At 45.5% G+C, this 24,964-nt stretch carries 23 protein-coding genes; 16 read left to right on the top strand and 7 right to left on the bottom strand.

Features of this window, described 5'->3' with window-relative positions; all coding sequences use genetic code 11:
* Positions 1-13 precede the first annotated feature (13 nt).
* From CPZ25_RS07390 to CPZ25_RS07375, 4 genes are all read left to right on the top strand, one after another.
* Positions 14-1,105, top strand: a complete 1,092-nt coding sequence (locus tag CPZ25_RS07390; protein WP_096920643.1) for a C45 family autoproteolytic acyltransferase/hydrolase — start codon at positions 14-16, stop codon at positions 1,103-1,105.
* A 57-nt stretch (positions 1,106-1,162) separates the two neighbouring features.
* Positions 1,163-2,410, top strand: coding sequence for a nickel-dependent malate racemase, LarAH6 family (gene larAH6, locus CPZ25_RS07385; RefSeq protein WP_074617204.1), 1,248 nt, complete (start codon positions 1,163-1,165; stop codon positions 2,408-2,410).
* A gap of 47 nt (positions 2,411-2,457) precedes the next feature.
* Positions 2,458-3,636 (top strand): NAD(P)-dependent malic enzyme, encoded by a 1,179-nt coding sequence (locus tag CPZ25_RS07380; protein WP_074617205.1) that lies wholly within the window; start codon positions 2,458-2,460, stop codon positions 3,634-3,636.
* A 220-nt stretch (positions 3,637-3,856) separates the two neighbouring features.
* A complete protein-coding gene (locus CPZ25_RS07375) occupies positions 3,857-4,300 on the top strand; it encodes a hypothetical protein (RefSeq protein ID WP_074617206.1) in 444 nt (147 codons plus the stop codon).
* Between the two features lie 17 nt (positions 4,301-4,317).
* On the opposite strand, the gene CPZ25_RS07370 is transcribed toward CPZ25_RS07375, so the two are convergent.
* Together CPZ25_RS07370 and CPZ25_RS07365 are read right to left on the bottom strand one after the other, a co-directional pair.
* The gene (locus CPZ25_RS07370) at positions 4,318-4,788 is read right to left on the bottom strand and encodes a YolD-like family protein (RefSeq protein WP_096920644.1); all 471 of its coding nucleotides are present in this window, start codon (positions 4,786-4,788) and stop codon (positions 4,318-4,320) included.
* A 16-nt stretch (positions 4,789-4,804) separates the two neighbouring features.
* Entirely contained in the window at positions 4,805-6,286 is a 1,482-nt protein-coding gene (locus tag CPZ25_RS07365; protein ID WP_243129359.1) for a Y-family DNA polymerase, read from the bottom strand.
* Between the two features lie 292 nt (positions 6,287-6,578).
* Between CPZ25_RS07365 and CPZ25_RS07360 the strand changes: the two genes are divergently transcribed.
* The 5 genes from CPZ25_RS07360 (at position 6,579) to CPZ25_RS07340 (ending at position 12,301) form a co-directional block, all read left to right on the top strand.
* Complete coding sequence (locus tag CPZ25_RS07360; RefSeq protein WP_096920645.1) at positions 6,579-7,265, top strand: response regulator transcription factor; 687 nt, start codon at positions 6,579-6,581, stop codon at positions 7,263-7,265.
* Positions 7,252-8,241, top strand: coding sequence for a sensor histidine kinase (locus tag CPZ25_RS07355; RefSeq protein WP_096920646.1), 990 nt, complete (start codon positions 7,252-7,254; stop codon positions 8,239-8,241). Before CPZ25_RS07360 ends, CPZ25_RS07355 begins: the two co-directional genes overlap by 14 nt.
* Positions 8,242-8,323: 82 nt before the next feature.
* Positions 8,324-9,007, top strand: a complete 684-nt coding sequence (locus CPZ25_RS07350; RefSeq protein ID WP_038352694.1) for an ABC transporter ATP-binding protein — start codon at positions 8,324-8,326, stop codon at positions 9,005-9,007.
* Positions 9,004-11,574, top strand: a complete 2,571-nt coding sequence (locus CPZ25_RS07345; RefSeq protein WP_096920647.1) for an ABC transporter permease — start codon at positions 9,004-9,006, stop codon at positions 11,572-11,574. The genes CPZ25_RS07350 and CPZ25_RS07345 overlap by 4 nt, the downstream gene beginning before the upstream one ends.
* Positions 11,575-11,683: 109 nt before the next feature.
* Positions 11,684-12,301: a flavodoxin family protein gene (locus CPZ25_RS07340; protein ID WP_096920648.1), complete on the top strand. Its 618-nt coding sequence runs from the start codon at positions 11,684-11,686 to the stop codon at positions 12,299-12,301.
* A 118-nt stretch (positions 12,302-12,419) separates the two neighbouring features.
* Here the strand turns inward: CPZ25_RS07340 and CPZ25_RS07335 are convergent, their stop codons facing one another.
* Complete coding sequence (locus tag CPZ25_RS07335; RefSeq protein WP_058693890.1) at positions 12,420-13,646, bottom strand: helix-turn-helix domain-containing protein; 1,227 nt, start codon at positions 13,644-13,646, stop codon at positions 12,420-12,422.
* Positions 13,647-13,822: 176 nt separating this feature from the next.
* Between CPZ25_RS07335 and CPZ25_RS07330 the strand changes: the two genes are divergently transcribed.
* Together CPZ25_RS07330 and CPZ25_RS07325 are read left to right on the top strand one after the other, a co-directional pair.
* Positions 13,823-14,980: an iron-containing alcohol dehydrogenase gene (locus CPZ25_RS07330; RefSeq protein ID WP_058693891.1), complete on the top strand. Its 1,158-nt coding sequence runs from the start codon at positions 13,823-13,825 to the stop codon at positions 14,978-14,980.
* A 19-nt stretch (positions 14,981-14,999) separates the two neighbouring features.
* On the top strand, positions 15,000-16,697 hold the full coding sequence (locus CPZ25_RS07325; protein ID WP_096920649.1) for an aldehyde ferredoxin oxidoreductase C-terminal domain-containing protein: 1,698 nt from the start codon (positions 15,000-15,002) through the stop codon (positions 16,695-16,697).
* A 378-nt stretch (positions 16,698-17,075) separates the two neighbouring features.
* Here the strand turns inward: CPZ25_RS07325 and CPZ25_RS07320 are convergent, their stop codons facing one another.
* Both CPZ25_RS07320 and CPZ25_RS07315 read right to left on the bottom strand, forming a co-directional pair.
* The gene (locus CPZ25_RS07320) at positions 17,076-18,470 is read right to left on the bottom strand and encodes a sodium-dependent transporter (protein ID WP_058693894.1); all 1,395 of its coding nucleotides are present in this window, start codon (positions 18,468-18,470) and stop codon (positions 17,076-17,078) included.
* Between the two features lie 143 nt (positions 18,471-18,613).
* Positions 18,614-18,805, bottom strand: a complete 192-nt coding sequence (locus CPZ25_RS07315; RefSeq protein ID WP_133067096.1) for a hypothetical protein — start codon at positions 18,803-18,805, stop codon at positions 18,614-18,616.
* Positions 18,806-19,000: 195 nt separating this feature from the next.
* Between CPZ25_RS07315 and CPZ25_RS07310 the strand changes: the two genes are divergently transcribed.
* Positions 19,001-19,564: a TetR/AcrR family transcriptional regulator gene (locus tag CPZ25_RS07310; protein WP_058693896.1), complete on the top strand. Its 564-nt coding sequence runs from the start codon at positions 19,001-19,003 to the stop codon at positions 19,562-19,564.
* Between the two features lie 60 nt (positions 19,565-19,624).
* Here the strand turns inward: CPZ25_RS07310 and CPZ25_RS07305 are convergent, their stop codons facing one another.
* Positions 19,625-20,269, bottom strand: coding sequence for a class I SAM-dependent methyltransferase (locus tag CPZ25_RS07305; protein WP_058693897.1), 645 nt, complete (start codon positions 20,267-20,269; stop codon positions 19,625-19,627).
* 375 nt (positions 20,270-20,644) lie between these two features.
* On the opposite strand from CPZ25_RS07305, the gene CPZ25_RS07300 reads away from it, so the two are divergent.
* Together CPZ25_RS07300 and CPZ25_RS07295 are read left to right on the top strand one after the other, a co-directional pair.
* On the top strand, positions 20,645-21,196 hold the full coding sequence (locus CPZ25_RS07300; protein ID WP_058693898.1) for a TetR family transcriptional regulator: 552 nt from the start codon (positions 20,645-20,647) through the stop codon (positions 21,194-21,196).
* Positions 21,197-21,354: 158 nt separating this feature from the next.
* Positions 21,355-22,476 (top strand): zinc-dependent alcohol dehydrogenase, encoded by a 1,122-nt coding sequence (locus CPZ25_RS07295; RefSeq protein WP_224168748.1) that lies wholly within the window; start codon positions 21,355-21,357, stop codon positions 22,474-22,476.
* Positions 22,477-22,533: 57 nt separating this feature from the next.
* Here the strand turns inward: CPZ25_RS07295 and CPZ25_RS07290 are convergent, their stop codons facing one another.
* On the bottom strand, positions 22,534-23,067 hold the full coding sequence (locus CPZ25_RS07290) for a M48 family metallopeptidase (protein WP_074617215.1): 534 nt from the start codon (positions 23,065-23,067) through the stop codon (positions 22,534-22,536).
* A gap of 221 nt (positions 23,068-23,288) precedes the next feature.
* On the opposite strand from CPZ25_RS07290, the gene thyX reads away from it, so the two are divergent.
* Entirely contained in the window at positions 23,289-24,059 is a 771-nt protein-coding gene (thyX, locus tag CPZ25_RS07285; protein WP_058693900.1) for an FAD-dependent thymidylate synthase, read from the top strand.
* Between the two features lie 40 nt (positions 24,060-24,099).
* A complete protein-coding gene (locus tag CPZ25_RS07280) occupies positions 24,100-24,948 on the top strand; it encodes a hypothetical protein (RefSeq protein WP_096920650.1) in 849 nt (282 codons plus the stop codon).
* Positions 24,949-24,964: the final 16 nt, after the last annotated feature.

Genomic DNA, 24,964 nt, shown 5'->3' with positions numbered 1-24,964 from the left:
TAGGAGAAATAATATGAATTTTCCATATATTGAAATTGAAGGAAATCCTTACGAAATTGGCTTCCAGGAAGGAGAAAACTTCAAGCAGCAGATTCAGGGGAGTATTGACTGTTATAAGGCGATGTTCATGGATTATTCGAACCTGAGCTGGGACAGGGCCAAAGAGCTGTCCAGACAATTTATTCCAGTTATCACAGAATACAATCCTGATTATATTGAAGAAATGCAGGGCATTTCAGACGGTTCAGGCTTTGATTTCGAGGATATACTGGCCCTGAACTGCCGCAGCGAATTGGTATTTGTTGGAAAAGAATTTGACAAAGTTGATGGGGGCTGCACATCCATCGGCATTAGCAGAGACGCTGGCATTTCCAGCAATGCATTTCTTGCGCATAATTGGGACTGGAAGACGAGCCAGCGGTCGTCAATGGTCATGATGAAAATCACACAAAAAAACGGAAAACCGACTATTTTCATGGTAACTGAAGCGGGGATTATCGGCAAAACCGGTTTTAATTCTGCTGGGATCTGTCTATATTTAAACGCATTATCCACAGATCAGGCTCCTGCGGGCTTGCCCTTGCATATGGCCATGCGTGGGATTCTGGACTGTAAAACCATCGCAGAGGCCATTGGTACGGCAACGCGTATGCCTTTAGGCTGTTGTGCGAGCTTTATGATCGGGCATAAAAATGGCGAATGCATCGCCCTTGAAATCGAAAACGAAGACTTTGACGTGCTTTATCCCAAAGACGGTATCCTCGTTCATACAAATCATTTTATCAGTCCGCGATTACCCATCGTCCCGAGAAAGGATACCTGTAAGTATAAGCTTCCAGACAGTTTTATCCGCCTTGGCCGTGTGGAGAAAATCATACGCAAAAAGGAAAAGTATATCACGCCTGAGGATATTATGGTGGCGCTCAGGGATCATGTCGAATATCCGACGAGTATCTGTCGTCATAATGATCCTCAAACAGAACCCGGACTGCAGATGGGAACGGTGTTTTCAATGATCGCTAACCTAACAACCGGGGATATCTATTTCTGTAAGGGAAATCCCTGCGAAAACGAATACGAGATGTATCGTATTGATTTAGTTTAATGGTTCAGGCAGCGAGAAAAGCTGCCTTTATACTGTGGAATGCAAAGAGGTGCCCTCATGCAATTAGAATTTGGATATGGTCAGAGTGTGCAGATTGTGGATGTACCCGACAGAAATCTGCTGACGGAATTAAAGGCGAATCCTGTAAAGCACATACGTAAAGGTACTGAAGCCGTACGTTATGCATTAGACCACCCCGTTGGCTCTGCGAAACTTCAGGATATGGTTACATCGGGTCAGCGGGTTGCGGTCATTACGAGCGATATTTCCCGGCCTTTGCCTTCCTATGAGATTTTGCCGGTTATATTGGATGCGTTGTACGAAGCGGGTGTCTCGCCAGAAAACATTACAGTTATTTTTGGTCTGGGGTCTCATCGCAGGCAGACCGAAGAAGAAAAACGCTGTCTTGTCGGTGAACGCTGCTACAATGAGGTGCAATGCGTTGACTCAGATTCGGAGGATTTTGTTCGAATGGGCATAACGGCAAATGGGACGCCGGTAGATGTGACCCGGGCCGTTGCGGAGGCGGATTTTAGAATCTGTCTTGGTAATATTGAATTTCATTACTTTGCCGGTTATTCTGGAGGTGCCAAGGCACTCATGCCAGGCGTTTCTACATTGGAGGCCATTCAGAAAAATCATCGGTTGATGGTTCATGACAGGGCGTTTTCAGGAAATCTAGCGGACAACCCATTGCGTCAGGATATCGAGGAAGCGGGGAAAATTGCCGGTATTGATTTTATTGTCAACGTGGTTTTGGATGAAAAGAAAAAAATTGTTTATTGTGTGGCGGGAGATGCGGTCAAGGCACATCGAGCTGGCTGCATCTATCTTGATCAAATGTACCGTATTACGATTCCCGAACGCGCAGATATTGTCATTGTATCACAAGGCGGTGCACCAAAGGATGCTAACTTATATCAAACACAAAAAGCTTTGGACAATGCCAAACACGCAGTACGAAAAGGCGGCACTATTATTTTGATTGGCGCCTGTAATGAAGGCCTTGGCAGCGCCAAATTTGAGCAATGGCTTTTTGAAGCCCAAAACCCTCACGACTTAATTGAGCGTGTTGAAAATGACTTTGAATTGGGAGGACACAAAGCCGCGGCGATGGCGATGGTTTTAGAAAACGTGCAAATTGATTTAGTCTCCGAGATGGATGCGGATCTTGTACGGCGTATTTTTCTTAATCCTGCACCCTCTGCTCAGAATGCTTTTGAAAAAGCAATGACGCGCTATGGCTCTAACGCGTCAGTAATTGCCATGCCTCACGGAGGGGCAACATTGCCGATTATAAATTAAATTTTAATATTCAACAGACAATAAACTCAGAAATTGGAGATAAGTTAATGGATTATGCTAAAGAATCATTAAAGCGGCACTACGAGTGGCGTGGAAAGATTGAAGTCGCAGCTAAAGTTGCAGTGGACAATAAGGAAGCGCTCTCCCTCGCTTATACGCCGGGGGTAGCTCAACCCTGCCTCGAAATTCAAAAAGATGTTAATAAAAGTTACGAATTAACGCGTCGTTGGAATACGGTTGCTGTCGTCACAGACGGGACAGCTGTTCTTGGTCTCGGTGATATTGGCCCAGAAGCCGGAATGCCTGTCATGGAGGGAAAGTGTGTTCTTTTCAAGGCATTTGGCGATGTGGACGCTATTCCGCTCTGTATCCGCAGCAAGGATGTTGATGAAATCGTAGATACGGTTGCTTTGATAGCTGGAAGTTTTGGCGGTATCAATCTGGAAGATATTGCCGCGCCGCGTTGCTTTGAAATTGAGAAAAAGTTGAAGGAACGCTGCGATATTCCTGTTTTCCATGATGACCAGCATGGCACTGCGGTCATCACCTTAGCGGGGCTAATTAACGCGCTGAAGATTGTGAATAAAAAAGCTGAAGCGATTAAAGTCGTTACTTGTGGCGCAGGCGCCGCGGGAATCGCAATTGTCCGACTGCTGATCAGTCATGGGGTGAAACACATCGTCATGACGAATCGCAAGGGTGCTGTCTATAAAGGAAAGGAGGGGCTTAATCCTACGCTTGAGGAAATGGCCAAACTGACGAATGAAGACCGCGAGTCCGGATCACTCGCTGACGTTATAAAGGGGGCGGATGTTTTCATTGGTGTTTCCGGACCAGGAACGCTCACAAAGGAAATGGTCAGAAGCATGAGTAAAGACCCAATTGTTTTTGCCTGTGCGAATCCCATACCAGAGATCTTTCCAGATGAAGCTAAAGCTGCCGGTGCAGCCATTGTTTCAACCGGACGGTCAGATTTTCCGAACCAGATTAACAATGTCCTGGCGTTTCCGGGCATTTTCAGAGGTGCATTGGATGTGCGCGCTGCCGACATTAATGATGCGATGAAAATTGCTGCGGCTCATGCGCTCGCGGGGCTAGTAAGCGACAAAGACCTTAACGCTGACTATATTATTCCCGAGGCTTTTGACCCACGAGTCAAGGATACTGTGGCTGCAGCTGTGGCCACAGCTGCTGTTGCAAGCGGTGTCGCCAGATTAACAAAATAAAAAGTAAAGCCGAGCATTTAAACTCGGCTTTTTAATTGAAAAAAATTCATAAGTAAATTCAGATGATACTATTGATTGGGGCGTAATAATTACAGATAAGTTTTAAAAAACGGATAAACGCTCAAAACTTAATGTAAACGGTGTTGTTATTTTTTTATAGAAGGAATATAATTAAATATACAGTATAGTTTAAAAATATAAATAAATATGGAGCCTAAAGATGAGTGAATGGATCAATGATTTTAACGGAATAGCAATTAAGTTTAATGATAGGCTGATACAAATTAAAACAGACGCCGCTTTGTTTGACTATTTGGCACAAAAAGGGAATGGCTCCCTGGAAATTGCAGAATATGTTTTAAAAAAATATCAGGAACTCCATCAAAAAGAACTGGATATCCAAAGGGATTCCATTGCCATTGAGATACTCGCCCATGTTTACAGCGATCGGCTGGGAACTTTAATAATGGGGCTGGAGTCTAAAATACCGAATAAAGAGAAAAACCCGCTTTTACTGTTAAGTGAAGGCTATCTGAAAGAGCTGCGAAAGCATACTGAAGTCATTGATATCGGCGAACGGTCCATTGACAGCAACCGAAAAATATGGGATGGATTCGTCCCATATAAGCAACTGATTTTCGGAATTTTAAATCATAATGCATGAGACACCCGTTTAGCCATTTAATCACAAATGTTAAAGAAGAGACTGGCCGCTGGTTCAGAAAATTCATCTGATGGCTCCCAGATGTCTACAATATCACGAATCAAGAGTGTTTTACCGGATATTTGAAGCGTCCGCGTTTCCGGATTGATCTTTTCAACCCTGCCGGTGATTTCCATATGAGAACCGAGCGGCTCATTATTTTCCTTCGATTTTATTTCCGGCACAAAATACCTGATGGTAACAGCGGCTTTTTGTCCATCGGTCAGCCGCTTAGTCAGAAGATGCAGCTTACGGTCAAGAATAGCCTTTGCGTCGTCGGTCAATTCGATTCTTTTTTCATATTTTATCTGCTTTAGCCTGAGCGCTTCCTCATAGCCCTTAAGCGCGGCAAAAGGGCTGAACTGCTTCGCCCGGTCTGCGCTTGACATATGCGGCCGCCTGTCAGAAATTGGACGGACCCGGTCCATGATATCATCGTAGTTCCCCATGAAGTAAAGCCTCCTTTCACGCTTTATGGCCGCCGATTTGGTTATTGCGCTCTAAGGTTGTCGCGCTGTCCTGCAGGTTCATGCCTTTAAAAACAGCGTTGTTTCCATATTTCTGCTTTATTTTGAGCAGCGTCTGCTGCATCCTTTCCTCTTGCTTTTCCTGTTCTGCTTCAAGAGAATCCTCTTCAAACAGGCTGAGCTGCCGGTATGCTGCGTTACGGCCCGTTACCCCTTCAACATCATTGAACGTCAGAGATACCCGTCGCAGCATAAGCGCCTTGTCGATGATCCGATCATAGAGCGCAAGGGCAGCGCGCATGATTTTCTTTGTCGAGTTGCTGTAGATGGGGCGGCCGCCCGCGTCAGTCAGTTGTTCTGTGCCATGTGCCGGCTTCGGTACTGCGCGGCCAAAATGGTCGATATGAACCCCACCGCTGTAGCGGTGATCGTTCAGCCCGGCTTTGTCATAACTGATATGCAGGGTTACGCTGGATGCGGACAACCCTTTTTCAATGAGATCGTATACCAAAAGATCCACCATTTCCTGGACAATCAGTCTTCCCTGTACAGAATCATAAGCATGCGGAAGCACCTGGCCCGAGGAGATGGAGTGGGTGCTTGGCCTGTAGTTTTTGATATCCGCCATGGTACAGGGCTCAATTCCCCAGGCATGGTCAATGAGTAACTCCGCGTCGATGCCAAACGCTTTATAGAGCAGATTTTCACCATACCTGTTATCATCGCCTCCCTGCAAGCTCATCCTGGCTACATCGCCCATTGTGACCATCCCGTTTTTCTCAAGCCGCCTGGCAATCCCCCGGCCCACGCGCCAGAAATCAGTGATCGGCCGGTGATCCCACAGAAGCTTCCGGTAGCGCATTTCATCCAGCTCGGCAATACGCGCGCCGTCGGCATCTGCCTTTACATGCTTGGCGACAATATCCATGGCCACTTTAGCCAGATATAGGTTTGTTCCAATCCCAGCGGCGGCTGTAATCCCAGTGTTAGCCAGAACATCGTGAATGATCATTTTTGCCAGCTCGCGCGCCGTACAGTGGCTGACCGAAAGATAATGGGTCACATCGATGAAAACTTCATCGATACTGTAAACATGGATATCCTCTTCCGAAACATATTTAAGGTATATCGCATATATTCGGGCGCTGTAATCAATATAAAGCTGCATTCTGGGAGTCGCAGCAATGTAGCGAACATCCTTTCCGGTTCTCAGACGGACGTCCTTCAGTTTTTCCTCAACTTCAAAAAGTCTGGGCCTGCCGGGAATACCATAGGCTTTTAGGGCAGGGGAAACCGCCAGGCAGATGGTTTTCTGGGTGCGAGTGACATCAGCGACCACAAGATTGCTTGTGATGGGGTCAAGACCGCGTTCTACACATTCTACCGAGGCATAAAATGACTTTAGATCAATGCAGAGATAGATGGGGCCAGTCTTTTCTGAGCCGTGAAGGGGCATATTTTTTGAAAGAGCATTCATCATTACAGACCTTTCTTACAACATCGTTTCAAAAATTCAGGCGTTTATTACAACAGCGAAAGAGAACTTTTGTTTACAAAGTGTCGAACGTAAGTTTTATTAATGCTATATTATAACGATATCGCAAAATTGTCAAGGCATAAATTTGCCTTAATGCACAGGCCTGTTTGAAAACAAGAAATATGCTGTCCGCCTTGCATGTTTCATTCAAAAGAAATACAATAGGGCTACAGACAAATGGTGTATAATAAAATAATCTTATGATAAAAGAAGCAGCAAAGGAGAATGAAAATAGATGAAACGCATATTTTTAGTTGAGGACGATCAGACGATCGCGAGAAACCTGATGCTTTTACTTCAGTCGGAGGGGTTTGCCGTCACCCATGCCGCCACCCGGCGGGAGGCCTCGGAAGTGCTCGCTGGCAGTAAGTTTGATCTGGCACTCATTGATGTGTCTCTGCCTGACGGAAACGGTTTTACAGTTTGCACAGAGGTCAAGGAAGCACAGGATATTCCCGTGATTTTTCTGACAGCCTCCGGCGATGAAGCCAGTGTTGTCACTGGACTGAATATGGGTGCAGACGACTATATTACAAAGCCCTTCCGTCCCCGTGAACTGATTGCGCGGATCGGAACCGCCCTGCGGAAAAGCGGACGCGCTGTATCTGCCTTTGAGGTATGCGGAATCCAGGTCGATACAGCGAGCGGTGTGGTAAAGAAAAATGGCGGCGAGGTTTTTCTTTCAGCCTTGGAATACCGGCTGCTATTGATGTTTGTGAACAACCCTAAAAGCATTATCACAAGAGACCGGCTGCTGGACGAGCTGTGGGACGCGGCGGGTGAGTTTGTCAACGACAATACCTTGACAGTGTATATCAAACGCCTGCGGGAAAAGATAGAGGATGATCCCGCGAAACCCAAAATTATCCGGACCGTCCGCGGGACAGGCTATCGTCTGGGTGACGGCTATGCTCAGGAATAGAGAATTTAAGCGGTTCGCGGTTTTGTTTTTGCTGATGGCCGTCTTTTTTACAGCGCTGGGATTTTTCATCAGCCGGGCGGCGGGGATATTGGCTCTTTTGTCTGCCGCCGCGTTTGGATTTGCTTTTTATGTGTATACCAGAGCCCGGTATAGAAGTATTGCAAAAATTTCCGATCAAATCGATCTGGTGCTTCACAATTACGACCGTCTGGATATTGACGAATTGGATGAGGGCGAGCTTTCCATTCTGTACAGCGAGGTGAAAAAAATGACACTGCGCATCCGTGAGCAAAACGATGCGTTAAAAAAAGAAAAGACACATCTTGCCGATTCGCTGGCAGACATCGCTCATCAGCTCCGTACACCGCTCACATCCATGAACCTCCTTTTGTCATTGCTGGCCAACTGCTCTGATGAAATTGAGCGGAAAGCTTTTGTGCGGGAAACCGAGGAACTGCTCATGCGCATGGACTGGTTGCTCACCTCCCTTTTAAAGTTATCCCGTCTGGATGCGGGCGTCGTGGTATTTCAGAGGGAACCGATTGATGCGCAAAGTTTAATATACGCTGCGCTTCGTCCACTTCAGATACCGATGGAGCTGCGCGCTGTCAATGTACAGATAAAGGCGCCAGAGGGAGCGAGGCTTCAGGGAGACGCCGGCTGGCTTTCAGAGGCCATCCAAAACATTCTCAAAAATTGTATGGAAAGCGTGGGTGAGAGTGGGAGCATTGAGATTATCTGCACAGATAATCCACTCTTTACCGAGATCGCCGTCCACGACAGCGGCCCGGGCTTTAAAAAAGAAGATATGCCATACCTGTTTGACCGGTTTTATCGGGGGAAAAGCACAGATGCATCGGGCTATGGTATTGGACTGGCGCTCTGTAAAATGATTGTAACAGGGCAGGGAGGGTCCATCACTGCAAACAACCGCCCTCAGGGAGGCGCGGCCTTTACCCTTCGTTTTCCAAAGTGACAGATCTCTCACCTGAAAGTCACCGGAATGTTAGAGAAAAGCTTTATTATATGGGTATACCAAGAGAAAGGAGGCTCACATAATGGAGCTGTTAAGAATTGAAAATTTATGCAAGGTCTATGGTACAGAAGAAAACCAGGTAACCGCCCTCGACCACGTTTCACTCACAATCGAAAAGGGAGATTTCACGGCGATTATCGGTTCATCCGGTTCAGGAAAGTCTACCCTGCTTCATATGATTGGCGGCGTGGATGTGCCCACCAGCGGAAAGGTATTTTTGGATGGACAGGATGTCTATGCCCAGAGCAATGATAAGCTGGCCATTTTCCGCAGGCGGCAGGTCGGTCTGATTTATCAGTTTCACAACCTTATTCCCACACTCAATGTAGTGGAAAATATCACCTTGCCGGTTTTGATGGACAAGCGGAAGGTTAATCAGAAAAGATTGAATAACCTGTTGTCGCTGCTTGGCCTTAAAGACCGCCAGACCCATTTGCCCAATCAGCTTTCAGGCGGTCAGCAGCAGCGTGTTTCCATAGGACGCGCCCTGATGAACGCCCCGGCGGTCATGCTGGCCGACGAGCCCACAGGCAGTCTGGACAGCCGGAACGGCCATGAAATTGTCAATCTGTTAAAGTTAAGCAATAAAAAATATGGTCAGACCCTTATCCTTGTCACCCATGATGAAAATATCGCGCTTCAGGCGGATCGCATTATCGGTATATCTGATGGTAAGGTTGTGCGGGATGAGAGGGTGCGGCCATGAACATCTTCAACAAGGTCACTCTGCAAAGTCTGAAAAAGAGCCGTACACGGACGATTGTAACCATTATTGGAGTTGTTTTATCCGCTGCCATGATCACGGCAGTTGCCACCTTTGCCGTTTCTCTGCAAAATTATCTGATAAACAGCTCGGCAGTGAAATACGGGAGCTGGCATGTGGAGTTTCTGGATGTGGACTCCGTGTTTTTGCAGGAGCGAAGCCATGACAAGGGGGTCAGAGACACCGCGACAATTGAAAATATTGGCTATGCGGCTCTCAATGATGGAAAAAATCCAGACAAGCCCTATCTCTTTGTGACAGGCTTTAACGAAAAAGCTTTTAAAGACCTGCCCATCAAAATGATTTCAGGCAGGCTGCCACAGAACAGCGGCGAGGTTCTTATCCCCGTGCACCTATCGGCAAATGGCGGTGTCAATTATGCTGTGGGGGATACGCTTTCGTTGGCTGTTGGAGACCGTGTGAACGGTAGCGGCAGACTCACACAGCATACCCCGTATAATCCAGAGGACGGGTCAGAAGCTGTTGTGCCAAAAGCCGAGAAAATCTATACGGTTGTCGGAATCTGTGAGAGGCCAAGCTTTGAGGAAGCCGCAGCGCCAGGATATACTTTGATTACAGCGTCCGACCCTGCCGACCAGGCAGACAGCTTTAACGTCTTTGTCACCCTTGATAATCCGCGGGAGGTTCAGAGCTACGCAAAGGACAAAGCTGGCGGCTACAACACAATTCTTAATGATTATGTGCTGCGTTTTATGGGACTTTCGGATGACACGCTGTTTAACACGCTGTTATATTCTGTTGGCAGTATCCTGGTTCTTCTGATTATGCTGGGTTCAGTTTTTCTGATCTACAACGCCTTTAACATCTCGCTTAATGAGCGTACGCGCCAGTTTGGGATACTCGCATCCGTGGGCGCCACATCAAAGCAGCTTCGGAATTCTGTGTTATTCGAGGGACTCTGTATCGGTGTGGTCGGCATCCCCATTGGCCTGGCTGTCGGCATTGGAAGTATTACCCTTGTGATTTCTGTCATCGCTGGCAATTTCAGGAATATTCTCTTAACCGATGTGCCTCTGACCTTAACAATATCTGTGCCGGCCCTTATCGCCTCTGCAGTTATCAGCATGATCACGATTTTAATTTCGGCCTATATTCCGGCGCGGAAGGCCGCGAAAAGACCGGTGCTGGAGAGTATACGCCAGACAAATGAAGTCAAAATCGATTCCAAAGCTGTGAAAACATCGGATTTCGCACAGCGTGTTTATGGCCTGGAAGGAATGCTTGCCCTAAAAAACTTCAAGAGAAATAAAAAACGTTACCGCAGTATTGTGCTGTCTCTTACCCTGAGCGTAGTACTGTTTGTATCGGCCAATGCCTTTGGGGAAAGCCTTAAGCAGGCAGCCAAGCAGTCTGTTGTCGATTCAGATTATGACATCTGCTTTACTACTCAGAATATGGATGAAAGCCAGCTGTTCCGGCTTTATGATAAATTGAAAGCGGTGGAAGGGGTCTATGAGAGCTCATATCAGGCGGTGTCAACCTATTCATGCACAGCCAGAGCCAGTGATTTTTCAGAACGCTACCGCGAAGCCCTTGGTCTGGCTTCCCCGGATGAAACAGTAGCCCTGCCAATGGAAATCCAGTTTGTTGAGGACAGCGTTTATCTGGATTTTATCAAAGATCTGGGGCTGCCCGCAGAGGAGTATACCGGACAGAACGCGAAAATGACAGCTGTTGCCAAGGCGAAAGGGGACAGCGAACAATCGGGAAAGCGTTCGCTGTACAATATGTTTGACAATACCTCCATGGATTTCACCGTTGTGCCTGGAGCAGACGACGGGACTGCGCAGGATCAGGGTAAGACTGTAAGCCTGACCTTTGTCGATACCATACCGGTAGACGGAATCCCAAGACAATCCGCCCAGGTGAAAAGCGCTACCTTTATGATCATCGCCCCTTATCAGCTGAAAAGTAATTTTGAGCCAGGGAGTGACGCTGTAACAGGCCTGACTTTCCGGTCAGATAATGCTGCACAGTCGGTGGCTGAGATGAAAACAGTCATCCAGAGCGAGGGGATTACCGCGAATTACAGCCTGTATAATGCGAATGAAATATTTGAGCAAAACCGCAATATCGTGTTCGTTGTGGATGTGTTTACCTATGTTTTTGTCTTCATGATCTCGCTGATCGCCACAGCCAATGTGTTTAACACAATCTCCACAAATATCAAGCTTCGCAGACGGGAGTTTGCCATGCTGCGCTCTGTGGGAATGTCGGACCGCGATTTTAGTAAAATGATGAATTTTGAGTGTGCCTTTTTCGGTATGAAGACATTGCTGTTTGGCGTACCCATAGCGGTATTGCTTTCATGGCTGATTTACAGGGGCATGGATGCCGGCGGCGCAAAGATCGGCTTTATCTTCCCCTGGGCCAGTCTTATTATCAGCGTAATCGGTGTGTTTTTTCTGGTGTTCATCACAATGCTGTATGCGACCCGGAGCATCAAAAAAGAAAACATTATCGACGCGCTTCGGGACGATATGACCTGATTTCAAATAAGATTTTTAAAATCTGTTTGCTACGCAGCTGATATTGTTTTATACTTAAACAAGAAAGATTAAGGACTGAAAGGTTCTTAAAAACAAGGAGGCTAGTTAGATGAACGTGTTATTACTTAACGGCAGCCCTCATACAGGCGGCGCAGGTTATAAGGCTCTGGCGGAAATGACTGGAGTATTTGAGAAGAACGGAATTGAAACAGAGCTGGTTCAGGTGGGGAACAAAGCGGTCAGAGGCTGTATTGCCTGTAATTACTGCAGAGAGCATGGAAATTGTACCTTTGATGACCTGGTAAATGAAATTGCTCCCAAATTTGAAAAAGCAGATGGACTGGTCGTTTCCAGCCCGGTCTATTACGCGTCGGCCAATGCGACGATGGTGGCTCTTTTGGACCGGCTTTTTTACAGCACGCCCTTTGATAAAACCATGAAGGTGGGGGCGAGCGTTGTCACAGCCAGGCGCGGCGGCCTGTCGGCGACCTTTGACGAGCTAAATAAATATTTTACGATCAGCGGAATGCCAGTGGCGTCTGGACAGTATTGGAACAGCCTGCACGGCAGAAACGCGGATGAAGCGGCTGAAGATCTTGAGGGCCTGCAAATCATGAGAACCCTGGCTGAAAATATGGCATTTCTCATAAAATCCATTGCCCTTGGCAAGGAGCAGTATGGAATACCTCAAAAAGAGGAAACAGTATACACCAATTTTATCCGTTAAAAAGAAAAAATAGAAAAGTGATAGAATGAACAGCTTTGAGAGCCGGAAGTTCCTGTTTGGACTTTCGGCTCTTTTGGTGCTGCCATTATTGCTGTTGAGGTTTTGTCTTTAAAAAACGTTAGCTTTTGTATTTTTCAATGGCAAAAGATATGAGTAAAACCCAAGTGGTCATGCTTTCGGATAAATCCAGACCAGTAAGGGCAGTAATTCGGTTCAACCGGTATTGGAGCGTGTTACGATGAATAAAGAGCTGTTCAGCTGATTGTTTCTGATTACACCTTGTGATCATAAAAGTACGTAACGTTTCATAATATTCCGTATGATGGCTTTGATCATGAAGTCTTAGCTGTGTTAGGGCAGGATGGCAGTACCAGTCCAGCGGATATTTACCCGTATAGTTTTCAAGCAGAGCATAAAAGGCATAGTTTGTAAAATTTACAACGCGATTTTTATCCTGATGCTTTTCAGCGAGTTTAATAACGCTGACCGATTGGTTAAAGTAGTGATGAAAATCCATAATATCTGAAAAACGCCAGCTGATTCCTATACGTGCATTGTCTTGCAACGCTAATTTTTCAAGAGCCTCATGTTGGACAGGAGCGACGCCTGAGGTGAGCGCGCAAATATATCCCTTTTTCTGGACGAGATGCCCTTCAGGAAAAATACCTTGCATTTCCTGCGAAAAGGCCCGCTTAATATATCGATTGTCATACCGGTCGACCAGGCGCGCGGTTACAGCCTGCATTTCTGCGGGAAAATCAAGGCTGTCCAGATTGGTGGGACCATTGTCTGAAGCGTTGTCAAGCAGTGCAAAAAGCGCGGCGGCGTAGGGCATGTCCTGTAGAGATACGGGTGCCTGCGGATGGTTTCGGGTGTAAGCGCTGTAAATCAGCTTTGCCAGTATGGGAAGTGTCTGTTGGTGCATGCTGCAAATGGGGGTATGATGGGCAACCATCACCAGGGCAGCCATTACGTGCCGGTCTTCTTCGATTCGTGCGACGAGCTTAGGCTGCATATCGCCTTCCAGAGTAATCTCCTGCACAGGCTGGCCGGTGCGGCTCCAGTCCTGCATGGAATTATTGGCACGGACCTTACGTGAAAAATCGCCAGTGTATGAACCTTGACGGATGTTTTCGGCCCACAAAGGATCCAGAATTTCAAAATCGCTGGAATAGCACAGCACAGCGCCGAAGAGATCAATGAGGATCAGCGCGTTTCCAATATAACGTGCAGCAGTATTTAAAATGCGTTCCATATCCGAAGCATTGCTGGCCAGATCGATAAATTTAAGTAAATCCTCCTGTATAAAAGGCTTGACAGCCGGATAAAGTTCATTTGTCTGCAAAGTGGATTCCTCCTTATCAGAAAAACGCATATTGAAGTCTGAGCATAAGATTTAGGCAATATGCACAAATTTCTAACGTTTTTTCAGTCTTGTAACCGATATACATTATTCAAAGATGATGATATCATAAAAGCATCGGAAAAACAATCGGATAAAAATAAAAAGGAGTGAAAAAGATGATTACATCGTATGAGATTTTTGTACCCGTTATTATGGGAAGCGGTTCATCAATGCGTACCGGCATGAAAGTGCGGGAAATGGGATGCTCAAAAACGTTGGTCATTTATGACAAAGGAATGAAGGATACTGGCATCGCGGATCGCATTCTGGACAGTTTACACGAAGCGGGGCTGGAAACCGTGATTTTTGACGGCGTGGTGCCGGATCCGCCGGATACGATGGTAGAGGCTGCGGCAGAAGAAGCAAGGAAAGCAGGCATCGACAGTATTGTAGCTGTTGGTGGAGGAAGCGCGATCGATACAGCTAAAGGTGTCAATGTGCTGATCAATAATCCACCTCCGATCAGCAATTATTGTGGCGGCGTTCAGAATGGACTGAAGCCAGGAGTGAAAATGGTATTTATTCCTACAACAAGCGGCACGGGCAGTGAGGTGACAAATATGTGTGTTATTTCCCTTGTGGCGCAGAAAAAAAAGGACAGCGTTGTTTCGCCGGTATGCCTGGCTAATTTAGCGATTGTGGATCCGGACCTTACGCTGGGGCTTCCACCTAAAATGACTGCGGCTACAGGTGTCGATGCCTTTGCTCACGCGGTAGAGTCGCTGACTGGCGGACAGGCTAACCCAATGGCAGACGCGCTTGCGCGGGAAGCTATTCGAATGATCGTTAAATGGCTTCCGGTTGCAATTGAGGACGGAAAAAATTTGGACGCTCGTGAGCATATGATTTTAGCTTCAACCTTTGCTGGAATGGCCTTTACCAACGCACTGGTACATATGGGACATTCCATCGGTCATACCTTTGGTGCGTTATTTCACCTCCCGCATGGCATTGCCTGTTCTCTGGCGCTTCCGGAGGTCATTTGCTATACGGCAAAAACAGAAGCACATAAGGTTCGTGAAATTTGTGACTGTATGGGTGTAGAGGTGCCCCAGGATGCGGATAATATAACAGTGGGAGAAATAGCCCGTGAAGCCATCCGATGTTTTTTGAAAAAAGCTGGAATGCCAAATATGAAAGAACTGGATATTCCCAAAGAGCCTCTGGGGGATATCGCAAAAGCGGTAACCCAAGATATCGGGTATGCGATTATACCTTATCGTATCAGCGCTTCAAAAGTACATGAGCTGCTTCTGCATGCTTATGACGCATAATGAGAGAGGAGAATGAACCATGTGGAATAAAATAACATTGGAGATGGATACGCTTTCAGTCAACAAATTGCCTTTGGATGAGGAATACCATTTTCTGGGCGCCCGGTCCCTGGTAGCGGAGTATTTAATCCGAAATGTCCAGCCAACCTGTGATGCTTTAGGGCCAGAAAACAGGATTATCTTTTGTACGACGCTATTTGCGGGCACACCAATGACGACTGCCGGGCGACTTTCGGTAGGTACAAAAAGCCCGTTGACTGGAGGCATTAAAGAAAGCAGCGTTGGAGGCTGGGCAGCAACGCTGATGGCAGGTCAGGGGGTAAAGCTGATTGAGGTTCTAGGTCAGTCAGACGGTCTGTATTATTTATATATTGACCCAGAAGGGCAGGTTTCATTGGAGGATGCCTCCCATTACCAGTTGATGGGTAATTATGCTTTTAGCGCAGCGATGCGTCAAAAATATGGTGAAAAAATTGCGATTATGTCTATCGGTCAGGCTGGAGAGCGCCAATATAAAGCGGCCTCTATTCAGGTGACAGAGTTTGGAGAAGGTTACCCATCCCGGGCTGCGGGGCGCGGAGGTGTTGGCGCAGTCATGGGAAGTAAGGGACTGAAAGGAATTGTTATTGCAAAAGCCATAAAGACTTACAAACCAGAATATGTTGATGAGGCACTTTTTAAAAAAGCCTGTGGAAAAATTAATAAAATGATCGCTTCTGGCGCATCGAAGGATCCTTTTCATAATATTGGAACCATATCAACCATTGAGTCGACCAGTAAAACAGGAATACTACCGGTTCAAAATTTTTCAGGCCGTCTGATAGCGGACTGCAGGGGCGTTGGCGCTCAGACCTTTTTGACCAACCTGGCCAAGCGGGGCGGCTGTAACAAAAAGCCCTGCCAGCCAGGCTGCGTGGTGCAGTGCTCCAATGTTTATAATGATGAAAAAGGCGATTACCTGACATCAGGATTTGAGTACGAGACGGTAGCGCTCTTTGGACCCAACTGCATGATTACCGACTTAGATATGATTGCGCGCATGGATCATCTTTGTGATGACATGGGAATTGATACCATCGAAATGGGGACAGGGATCGCAGTTTGTATGGAAGCAGGCAAGCTGAAATGGGGAGACAAGGCAGCGGCCTACGCGTTGCTTGAGGAAGTGCGTGATGGTACGGAATTTGGTATGGTGCTGGGAAACGGTTGTGAAAGCGCTGGAAAATACCTTGGCTGTGAGCGCATCCCTGTTGTTAAACATCAGGCTCTGGCAGGGTATGATCCCAGGAATACAAAGGGAACAGGGGTTACCTACTCCACCAGTCCTCAGGGGGCCGATCATACCGCAGGGCTGACTATGGGCCGGGCCTTTGATGACGCTGGACGCGCAGGGCAGGCCTATGCCTCAAATAAGCTGCAGTCTGTACTGTGCTTTGCAGACAGTATGATGTGTCTTTTTGCTTTTTCCAACTGTATTCCAGGGGTGCCCCATCTTGCTGAAATGATGGAAGGACTTTATGGCGGAAGCTGGAAGCCCGCCGATCTTCTGGGACTGGGCGTCAGATGTCTGTTGACGGAAAAGAAATTCAATACGCTGGCAGGAATGACCGTTGCAGATGACAGGCTGCCTTCCTTTTTCTATGAAGAGCGATCCAGAGCGACCGGTTCTCAGTTCGACTTAATTGATGAAGAGCTGGATGCCATCTTCGAATTCTAATGATAACCATTATTGATCCCTTCGGAAATCAGATTCAACTCGATTTTTACCAAGGCATGACTACCAACCAAGCATTAGAGAAAGCCCAGGTGATTTTCGACAGACTGGATATTGTTCTAATGAACCAGGAAAGAATTATCCCTCCACCTTTTGAAACAGAGGTAGAGGATAAAAGTACAATTCGCGTCCTCAGGATCGTCAGCGGGGGTTAATGGCTTACAGACAAAGGTTCGATAAATCTCTATTTCCATATCATCGCGTAAACGCCCAAAACTAGAAGAGTTATACTGAAAATTCGTGAATAGGGCACGTTAAAGCTTAAGAAAAACCCAAATAAGTCAAAGACCACTCTTTTGTGATAAAGAGTGGTCTTGTTTTTTACAGTCCAATGCCAAATTTATTTAAGTAGCCCATGATAAAGATAAAGAGAATCACGAAAGGTAAAATCCATGTTACGTAAAAGCGGATGCTCTTTGGAAATTTTAAGCCGTTGCCGGTATTGGCTTCAGTGATAAAAGCGTCCCAGCCCCAGCCTTTCTTAGAGACACAGAACAGCAGGTAAACAAGAGAGCCCAGCGGCAGCAGATTATTGCTGACGATAAAGTCCTCAAGATCAAGAATACCGGTGCCCTGGCCCAGCGGCTGAAAACCTGAAAGCACATTAAAGCCAAGAATACAAGGCATGGACAAAAGGATAATGGCGGCCAGGTTAATTAAAACGGATTTTTTTCGGCTAAAGCCCCAGCGGTCAATGGCGAATGAAATAATGTTCTCAAATACCGCGATAACGGTTGACAGTGCGGCAAAGCTCATGAACACAAAGAACAGAGCGCCCCAGACCTGGCCCATGGGCATTTCGTTAAAAATGTTGGGGAGTGTCACAAAAATAAGGGCAGGGCCTTCGTTGGGCGCGACATTAAAAGCAAAGCAGGCTGGAAAAATAATCAATCCAGACATAATGGCCACAGCAGTATCAAGCAATGTGACACGGAGGGCTTCGCCGCCCAGTGTGTGGTCTTTTCCGATATAACTGCCGAATATTGCCAGTGCGCCGATCCCAAGCGACAGGGTAAAAAAGGCCTGTCCCATGGCCGCGAAAATAGCCTCGCCTAAAATCATATTTCCCTGAGCGTCGTACATCAGATTATTGAAGTCAGGCATCAGATAAAATTTCAGGCCTTCCGCCGCCCCTTCCAGCGTGACCGCGCGTCCAACCAGAATAATCATGACTGCCAACAGGCAGATCATCATAACCTTTGTGATCTTTTCAACCCCATTTTGAAGTCCCCGGGAGCAAACCCCCATACAGATCAATACCACGATGACCATAAAAACCGTCATCAGGACAGGCTGTCCCATCAGATTTCCAAACTCTGCGGAAACACCGTCAGCGTTTAAACCGACAAAATCCCCCTTGGCCATTTTAAAGAAATAAAGCAGCAGCCAGCCAGCTATAGTGGTGTAGAACATCATCAGCAGATAATTTCCCGCGATACCGAAAAAGCTGTAGAGATGCCATTTTGTTCCCTTAGGCTCTAATTCATCAAAGGAACGGGCAATACTTTTCTGACTGGCACGGCCGACAGAAAATTCCATGACCATGATCGGCAGGCCCATGATGATTAAGAATAATAAATACAGTAAAACAAAAGCAGCGCCGCCGTATTTTCCAACAATATATGGAAAGCGCCAGACATTTCCCAAACCGATGGCACAGCCAGCCGAAATCAGGAGAAAGCCCAATCGGGATGAGAAAGTTTCTCTTTTTTGCACAATACATACCTCCCTTGCAAAAGTTTTCTTTTTAAATAAGTACAACTTGCAAATTATATCAGAAAACCTTAAGAGGGTCAATGGACGGTAAAGAAGTGCATAAAAAAGGACAGGGCAGCCCTGTCCTAAAAAGTAAAGTATATTTATTTTTTTGCGGGATGTCTGTCTTCGCTTTCTTCTGTTTCAGAATCATAGAGATTTTTGAAAATTTCCGCAGTTTTTATTCCAGCCTTCGCGTAGCTTTTACCAACAGCGACCCCGGTATCTTTGTAGGCCTTTCCAATATTTTTTCCAGATTGAATAATATTCTCAATTTCTTTTTTTACACTTGACATATTTTCAGCCACCTTTCGCATTGTTTTGGTCATATTTTTCTTGAATTTTTATGACAACAATATTATACTTTTATTTGAATCTATACACAATGTATAAATTCTATATGCTTTGTATGAATTTAAATAAAATTTAGAAAAAATGTATAAATTTGAATTAACTGTCCGATAATTATTTAGATTATAGAAGGGAAAAGTATGGTAAAAGAAAGACGGGATGTGCGAAAATCTAAAAATGCAATTAAGAATGCATTTATTCAGCTCATTATCAATCAGGATATTCGAAAGATAACCGTTAATGACATTTTGACGCTTGCTGATGTCAGCCGCGGGACTTTTTATGCGCATTTTCTGGATATTTACGACGTCCAGGAACAGGTCGAAAATGATTTGATGGACCGCTGCATGCAGGTTATTGGAGAAAACAGCATCGACGATGTTATCGATGATCCCTATCCACCAATTTTGAAGTGTATACAGTTTTTGATGGAGCATGCTGAAACCATCAGAAGTTTGTCTCAGGGTAACCAAAATGGAGCGTTTATTACCAAATATAAGGTGATTTTAAAAGAAAGCCTGTTCAAAAGCTCTCATTCGATTACAAATGAAGTCACCTTATCCGTTATAGATGCCTGTATTGTTGGCGCAGTTGTGGAGGGCGGGTTGGAAAAGATTATACGGGATATTCCTTTAAATGCCGAGGAGACTGCCCAGATCATCAGCCGGTTTATTTCGCGCGGTGTAAAAGGAATGATTGAATAAAAAAGCCCCTTCGGAAAGCCCGAAGGGGTGTATGTTAACTCAGTATTAAATAAAATCTGTTTAAGCAATAAGCGGGATTCCGGAAGCGACAGCTTTAGCCAGGTAAGCATGTTTATTGAGACGGCGCCAAGTGATGCCGTTAAAGCCAGCTCCTCCAAGCATTTGCCAGATTTCTTTTTCAGAATACATGCGGATTTCTGTAACCTCATTGATGGGTTTGCAGAAGGTGTTGAGATAGCGCAGTGTAGCGCCCAGATAGGTATCGCAGATGACCAGGATGCCCTTTGGCTTTAATACCCGGTGTACTTCCTTTAAGACATTATCGGGGTAAGGATAATGGTGGAAGGTTGAGGTGCTGACCACAACGTCGAATTGGTTGTCTTCATAGGGGAGGCACTGTGCGTTCCCAAATTTGAACGAGACGTTTTTGCCTTCCAGACGTTCTTTGGCGCCATTCAGACGGTCCAGAGAATAGTCAAAACCGCAGGCTTCCATGTCCGGAAAGGTTTCGAAAAGCTGCTCAAGCATTTTTCCGCCGCCGCAGTCAAGGTCGAGTAACGTTTTGAATTCGTGTCCTTCAAGGGATTCCACAACTTCCTGACGACAGTCATGGGAATACTGTTTAAACTCGCTGGTGTTAAACATTGCCGCTAAAACATCTCTACTGATAACAGATTTTTTTTCTGATTTTTCCTTGGTACTCATAATAATACTTCCTTTCGGCTTCCTGTGCCTACAGTGTAGCACGTTTCAAATCAAAAATAAACCTTAAAATTCACTTTAATTTAAAAATACTGTATACATCTTTTGAATGAAATCAAAACCCAAAAACTTGCAAAAATAGCGTTTTTAAAAGCGTTTTTTGTAATTGAAATGGAATTTTTGAAACGATATATTCCTGGATTGAAATTGAATTTTATTAAATTTTTTTCATCCGCAATGGTGTAATGGCGTTTATCAAAAAAGCTGCTGCGGGCGTGATAAGAATTCGTAAAATTTATTAGTTATCAAAAGAATATTATATGTATAAAACTAGAAACATGATGTATAATAAAATAAATAAAGCTGCGAGGTGCTGGGATGAATGTGAATGAGAAAACCTGTCTCCGTTTTGCGAAATCCATCAAGGAATTGGCAGCGGTAAAGCCCCTGGATAAAATAACGGTACGGGAAATAACAGATAACTGCGGCTTGACGCGTCAAACCTTTTATCGTCATTTTATTGATAAATACGATCTTGTAAACTGGTATTTTGAGAAGCTGGCAAAAAATACTGTCCGTCAGATGGGGGTCAGCATGACGCTCATTGATGGGCTGACTCAAAAATATACGCTGATTTTAAAGGATATTGTCTTTTTTCGGGCAGCTTTTCAATCCAGTAGCTGCAATTCTCTCTTTGAATACGATATGGATCTGATCTACAAAATGTATGAAGCTGTCATTACCCGAAAAACGGGAAAATCGCTGGAGCCAGATATTGCTTTTTTGCTGGAAATGTACTGCCGAGGCTCAATGGAGATGACGGTTGAATTTGTCTGTGGCAAGCTTAAGACTGACCCGGCAGGTATGGCCCGCCTTTTGGTCGAAGCCATGCCAGAGCGCCTGAAGGGTCTGCTTTCAGAATTGAATTAAGATAATTTCCTTGAGCAAGAGATTTGACACTTTCCCCGGAATGTCACATATGTGACATTCCGGGGAAAGTGTCACTTGCTTTAGACTTGAAAAATTATATAATGAATTTAAAGGCGGTGTTAAACGTCATCATTATTTTAATCAAGGAGGGAAGAATTATGGCAACGACAAGAAACGCAATGCTAATGGGACCTAAAAAGGTAGAAATTAAGGAATTTGCCTTACCAGAAAGCATTGGTGACGATGAAATTTTAGTTAAAGTTGAAGGTTGCGGTATCTGCGGAACGGACGTGCATGAGTACAAGGGGGATCCGTTTGGCATAACGCCAGTCACCCTCGGCCATGAAGGAACCGGTGAAGTCGTTATGATTGGGAAAAATGTTAAGATCGATACAAAGGGCGACCCGATCAAAGTCGGAGATAAAGTGGTTACCTCTGTGCTTTTATGCGGAGACTGCGGTTACTGCCGCCGTTTTCCAGAAGTGCCCAATCTTTGTGAAAATTTGGGTGTATACGGGCTGATTCCCGATGATGATGTGCATTTAGACGGATGGTTTGCAGAGCATATTTTGGTGCGCAAGGATTCTTCGATTTTTGTTGTCAATGAATTTAACGTTGATCAGAGAATGCTGATTGAACCGGCAGCGGTAGCCGTTCACGCATTGCAGCGGGCGAAAAAGCTTAACCTGATTGATATGGCGTCAACGGTTTTAGTTCAGGGCTGCGGTCCTATTGGGCTGATGATGATCGCGGTGTTAAGCGCAGCGGGCACAGTCAACATCATTGCGGTCGACGGCGTTGACAGACGGCTGGAACTGGCTAAGAAGATGGGCGCTACTGAGGTCATTAACTTTAGAGAATTAACCACCATCGGAGAACGTGTTGAAAAGGTCGTTGCCCTTACTGGCGGCTTTGGCGCAGATTTTGTATTCCAGTGCACCGGATCTCCGGCAGCGGCGGCTGACGCCTTTAAATATGTACGTCGTGGCGGCGGCTTCTGTGAAATGGGATTCTTTGTCGATAACGGCGACTGTACCATCAACCCACACTTCGACCTGTGTAATAAGGAAATTAACCTTGTTGGATCCTGGGTTTACGGTGCCAACGAGTACATCACGACATTGGGCTTCTTTAAGAAGGCCGCCGAAATGAACATTCCGGTAGAGCTTTTGGTAACGGATAAATTTGATCTGGATCACGCCACCGAGGCGATGGAAACCAACATTGCGATGACCGGTGTCAAGATCGCTATTATGCCCCAGGGGGTAGATTTTAAATAAGCTTTGCAGTAACTGGAAAAGGAGGCGCCGTTCAGATGAACGGCGCCTCCTTTTTTCTTAAATTGGATAATAGGTATTCAGAAAATCTTCACGCTGCTTCCAGTCTGGCATCAGATTGCCAAGTGCGGAGTTAAAGCCAAAGTCATGGCTGGGATATTTAAAATGAATCATCTCATGCAGGGCAATATATTCAATGCAGGGAACAGGCACCTTGATAAGCTCCAGGTTTAAGATTAGAATTTTGCTTTTAGGCGAACAGGAACCCCAGCGATCCAGCATGCGGTAAATTCTGAGCTGTGGCATCTGAAGACAATATTTTGCTGCCTTTACGATGGCTTCGGCCAGAATGGGAACAAAAACCTCGCGGGCCTGTTCGCGGTACCACATATCCAGAGCCAGCTCTTTTTGCTTGCGGTTGCCTGGGTCGTTGACCTCCATGATCATATTTTCGCCCTGTATACGGACGTTGGGCTCTGCGGTTGTCTGCATAACAGAAAGGGTGTAGAAATGCCCTAAATATTTATGTCGTTCGCCGGTTTCGTAGCGGTATACTTTATTGTGTTCCGGCGTAATCTTTTGTCCTTTAAACATGATGCTACCTCCAAATCTTTTATTATTATACACGTTTTCAGCCATCTGGGGTTAATAAATAGTTGGCGGGAAAAGGGAATAATTTGTGGATATAAAAATTTATCTTAACTTATGAAATTTATATTCATATTTCGATTTGCGGGAAGTCTCATAAATGGTATAATAATAGCATTGTCTGTTCAGGACAAAATCATTACGCTCATAACAAAGGAGAGAAAACAATGGAAACCAAACTCAGTGTTACGTTAATCGAGCATACCCCCGAACCGGAAAAGCTTGTGGCTGCTGCTGCTAAACTCTGTTATTCCCACGCTGGCGCCGCGGAAATTATGGAGGATCTGACCCCGGAAAATGTAGATAAATTTTTAAACCGCCTGATGGATATGGGACACGCATCCCCCATTGAACACGCCAGTTTTACCTTTGCAATTGAAGGTGTGAGCCGCGCCCTGACTCACCAGCTGGTACGACACCGGATGGCAAGCTTTAGCCAGAAATCTCAGCGCTATGTTACAGAGGGACAGTTTAATTACATTGTGCCTTATGAGATTGCGAATATTCCAGAGGCAAAGGAAGAGTATATCCGCGCGATGGAAAATGCCCAGCATTCCTATGATGTGATTGCTGAAAAGCTCATTGAAAAGCATAAGCAGGAATTGATGGCAGAGGGAAAGTCTGAAAAACAGGCTGCGAACATGGCAGAAAAACAGGGAATCGAGGATGCCCGTTTTGTATTGCCGAATGCCTGTGAAACAAAAATTGTGGTCACTATGAATGTCCGTGAGCTGCTGCATTTCTTTAACCAGCGTTGCTGCATGCGTGCCCAGTGGGAAATCCGCGCCTGTGCCATCGCCATGCTGGTGGAATGCCGCAAGGTTGCACCGATCTTATTTAAAAATGCCGGTCCGCGTTGTGTGGAAGGCCCTTGCCCTGAAGGCGCAATGAGCTGCGGCAAGATCAATGAAGTTCGAGAAACCTTTAAAGCTTTATAAGGACAGGTGTGCATAAAAATTTAAAAAGGTTGGAAAAAGTATGAATGACATTCAAAATCCATTAAAGCTGAACATTATTTTATCTTTGGTCGCATCCGTTTTGGGCGTCCTGGTGGTCTTTGTACCTGGTATGGTGGCGGATATCGGCCCATACCAGTTTTATTGCAATTATTTTGGAATTATCCTGATCGCCGGCGGCATTATTTTTGCCTTGTTTTATTTCAAACGCTACAAGGCATTTGAAAATTTTATAAAAAGCGATGCAGAAAAAATCCGTTGGGAATACGATGACGCTTTATATGAAAGCTTTATTGGCGAGCTCAATGCAATCCAAAAAAAAGCCAGTAAAAAGAAGTTTTTTATACTGCTGGCGATTATCATTGTTTTATCGGTCATCCTGTTTTTCCTTTTGAGTGAGGAAAGCAAGATGCTGGCTGTAGCCTTTGGGGCGTTCTTTGCAGTCACTGCGGTAATATTTGTGCTTATTGCACCAAATTCTTTCCGTTTGAGAGCAACGAATAAACCTTATTGCTCCATTATCAGTGAGGATCAGGCTTATATGATGGGCCGCTATCATTCCTGGAACCGCGCCAGAGCCAAGGTGAAAGAGCATGACAATGGACATCACGTTTACCGTGTGCTGGCGATCAACTATGAGGCCATGACAGTCAATGGCAAGCTTTTTAGAGAATGGAACGCTTTGTTGCCTGATGAGAACGCTGAAACTATCCAGATTGCAAAGGGTATGGCCAATAAAATAAACCGCCGTACCAAGGAATTTGAAGGCAAAGGTAAAAAGAAAGACATCCTGGAACGTCTTTTTGATAAAATGCTCGGCCGTTCAGATGATACCAAGGATGACAAAAAAAGTAAGAAAAAAGAGTCTTGAAAAATCTTAAACATTC

It is taken from the genome of Eubacterium maltosivorans, assembly GCF_002441855.2.
GTDB lineage: Bacteria > Bacillota > Clostridia > Eubacteriales > Eubacteriaceae > Eubacterium > Eubacterium maltosivorans.
The sequence above is the reverse complement of the archived record's forward strand: the minus strand, read 5'-3'. Positions and strand labels throughout refer to the sequence as shown.

What these genes read in the sequence shown, in the direction of transcription:
- CPZ25_RS07300 (WP_058693898.1), top strand. Translation starts at nt 20,645, where the DNA reads ATGAATGTGAATGAGAAAACCTGTCTCCGTTTTGCGAAATCCATCAAG.
- CPZ25_RS07380 (WP_074617205.1), top strand. Translation starts at nt 2,458, where the DNA reads ATGGATTATGCTAAAGAATCATTAAAGCGGCACTACGAGTGGCGTGGA.
- CPZ25_RS07325 (WP_096920649.1), top strand. Translation starts at nt 15,000, where the DNA reads ATGTGGAATAAAATAACATTGGAGATGGATACGCTTTCAGTCAACAAA.
- CPZ25_RS07290 (WP_074617215.1), bottom strand. Translation starts at nt 23,067, where the DNA reads ATGTTTAAAGGACAAAAGATTACGCCGGAACACAATAAAGTATACCGC.
- CPZ25_RS07360 (WP_096920645.1), top strand. Translation starts at nt 6,579, where the DNA reads ATGAAACGCATATTTTTAGTTGAGGACGATCAGACGATCGCGAGAAAC.
- larAH6 (WP_074617204.1), top strand. Translation starts at nt 1,163, where the DNA reads ATGCAATTAGAATTTGGATATGGTCAGAGTGTGCAGATTGTGGATGTA.
- CPZ25_RS07295 (WP_224168748.1), top strand. Translation starts at nt 21,355, where the DNA reads ATGGCAACGACAAGAAACGCAATGCTAATGGGACCTAAAAAGGTAGAA.
- CPZ25_RS07355 (WP_096920646.1), top strand. Translation starts at nt 7,252, where the DNA reads ATGCTCAGGAATAGAGAATTTAAGCGGTTCGCGGTTTTGTTTTTGCTG.
- CPZ25_RS07375 (WP_074617206.1), top strand. Translation starts at nt 3,857, where the DNA reads ATGAGTGAATGGATCAATGATTTTAACGGAATAGCAATTAAGTTTAAT.
- CPZ25_RS07345 (WP_096920647.1), top strand. Translation starts at nt 9,004, where the DNA reads ATGAACATCTTCAACAAGGTCACTCTGCAAAGTCTGAAAAAGAGCCGT.
- CPZ25_RS07330 (WP_058693891.1), top strand. Translation starts at nt 13,823, where the DNA reads ATGATTACATCGTATGAGATTTTTGTACCCGTTATTATGGGAAGCGGT.
- CPZ25_RS07310 (WP_058693896.1), top strand. Translation starts at nt 19,001, where the DNA reads ATGGTAAAAGAAAGACGGGATGTGCGAAAATCTAAAAATGCAATTAAG.
- thyX (WP_058693900.1), top strand. Translation starts at nt 23,289, where the DNA reads ATGGAAACCAAACTCAGTGTTACGTTAATCGAGCATACCCCCGAACCG.
- CPZ25_RS07350 (WP_038352694.1), top strand. Translation starts at nt 8,324, where the DNA reads ATGGAGCTGTTAAGAATTGAAAATTTATGCAAGGTCTATGGTACAGAA.
- CPZ25_RS07365 (WP_243129359.1), bottom strand. Translation starts at nt 6,286, where the DNA reads ATGATGAATGCTCTTTCAAAAAATATGCCCCTTCACGGCTCAGAAAAG.
- CPZ25_RS07305 (WP_058693897.1), bottom strand. Translation starts at nt 20,269, where the DNA reads ATGAGTACCAAGGAAAAATCAGAAAAAAAATCTGTTATCAGTAGAGAT.
- CPZ25_RS07340 (WP_096920648.1), top strand. Translation starts at nt 11,684, where the DNA reads ATGAACGTGTTATTACTTAACGGCAGCCCTCATACAGGCGGCGCAGGT.
- CPZ25_RS07390 (WP_096920643.1), top strand. Translation starts at nt 14, where the DNA reads ATGAATTTTCCATATATTGAAATTGAAGGAAATCCTTACGAAATTGGC.
- CPZ25_RS07370 (WP_096920644.1), bottom strand. Translation starts at nt 4,788, where the DNA reads ATGGGGAACTACGATGATATCATGGACCGGGTCCGTCCAATTTCTGAC.
- CPZ25_RS07280 (WP_096920650.1), top strand. Translation starts at nt 24,100, where the DNA reads ATGAATGACATTCAAAATCCATTAAAGCTGAACATTATTTTATCTTTG.
- CPZ25_RS07315 (WP_133067096.1), bottom strand. Translation starts at nt 18,805, where the DNA reads ATGTCAAGTGTAAAAAAAGAAATTGAGAATATTATTCAATCTGGAAAA.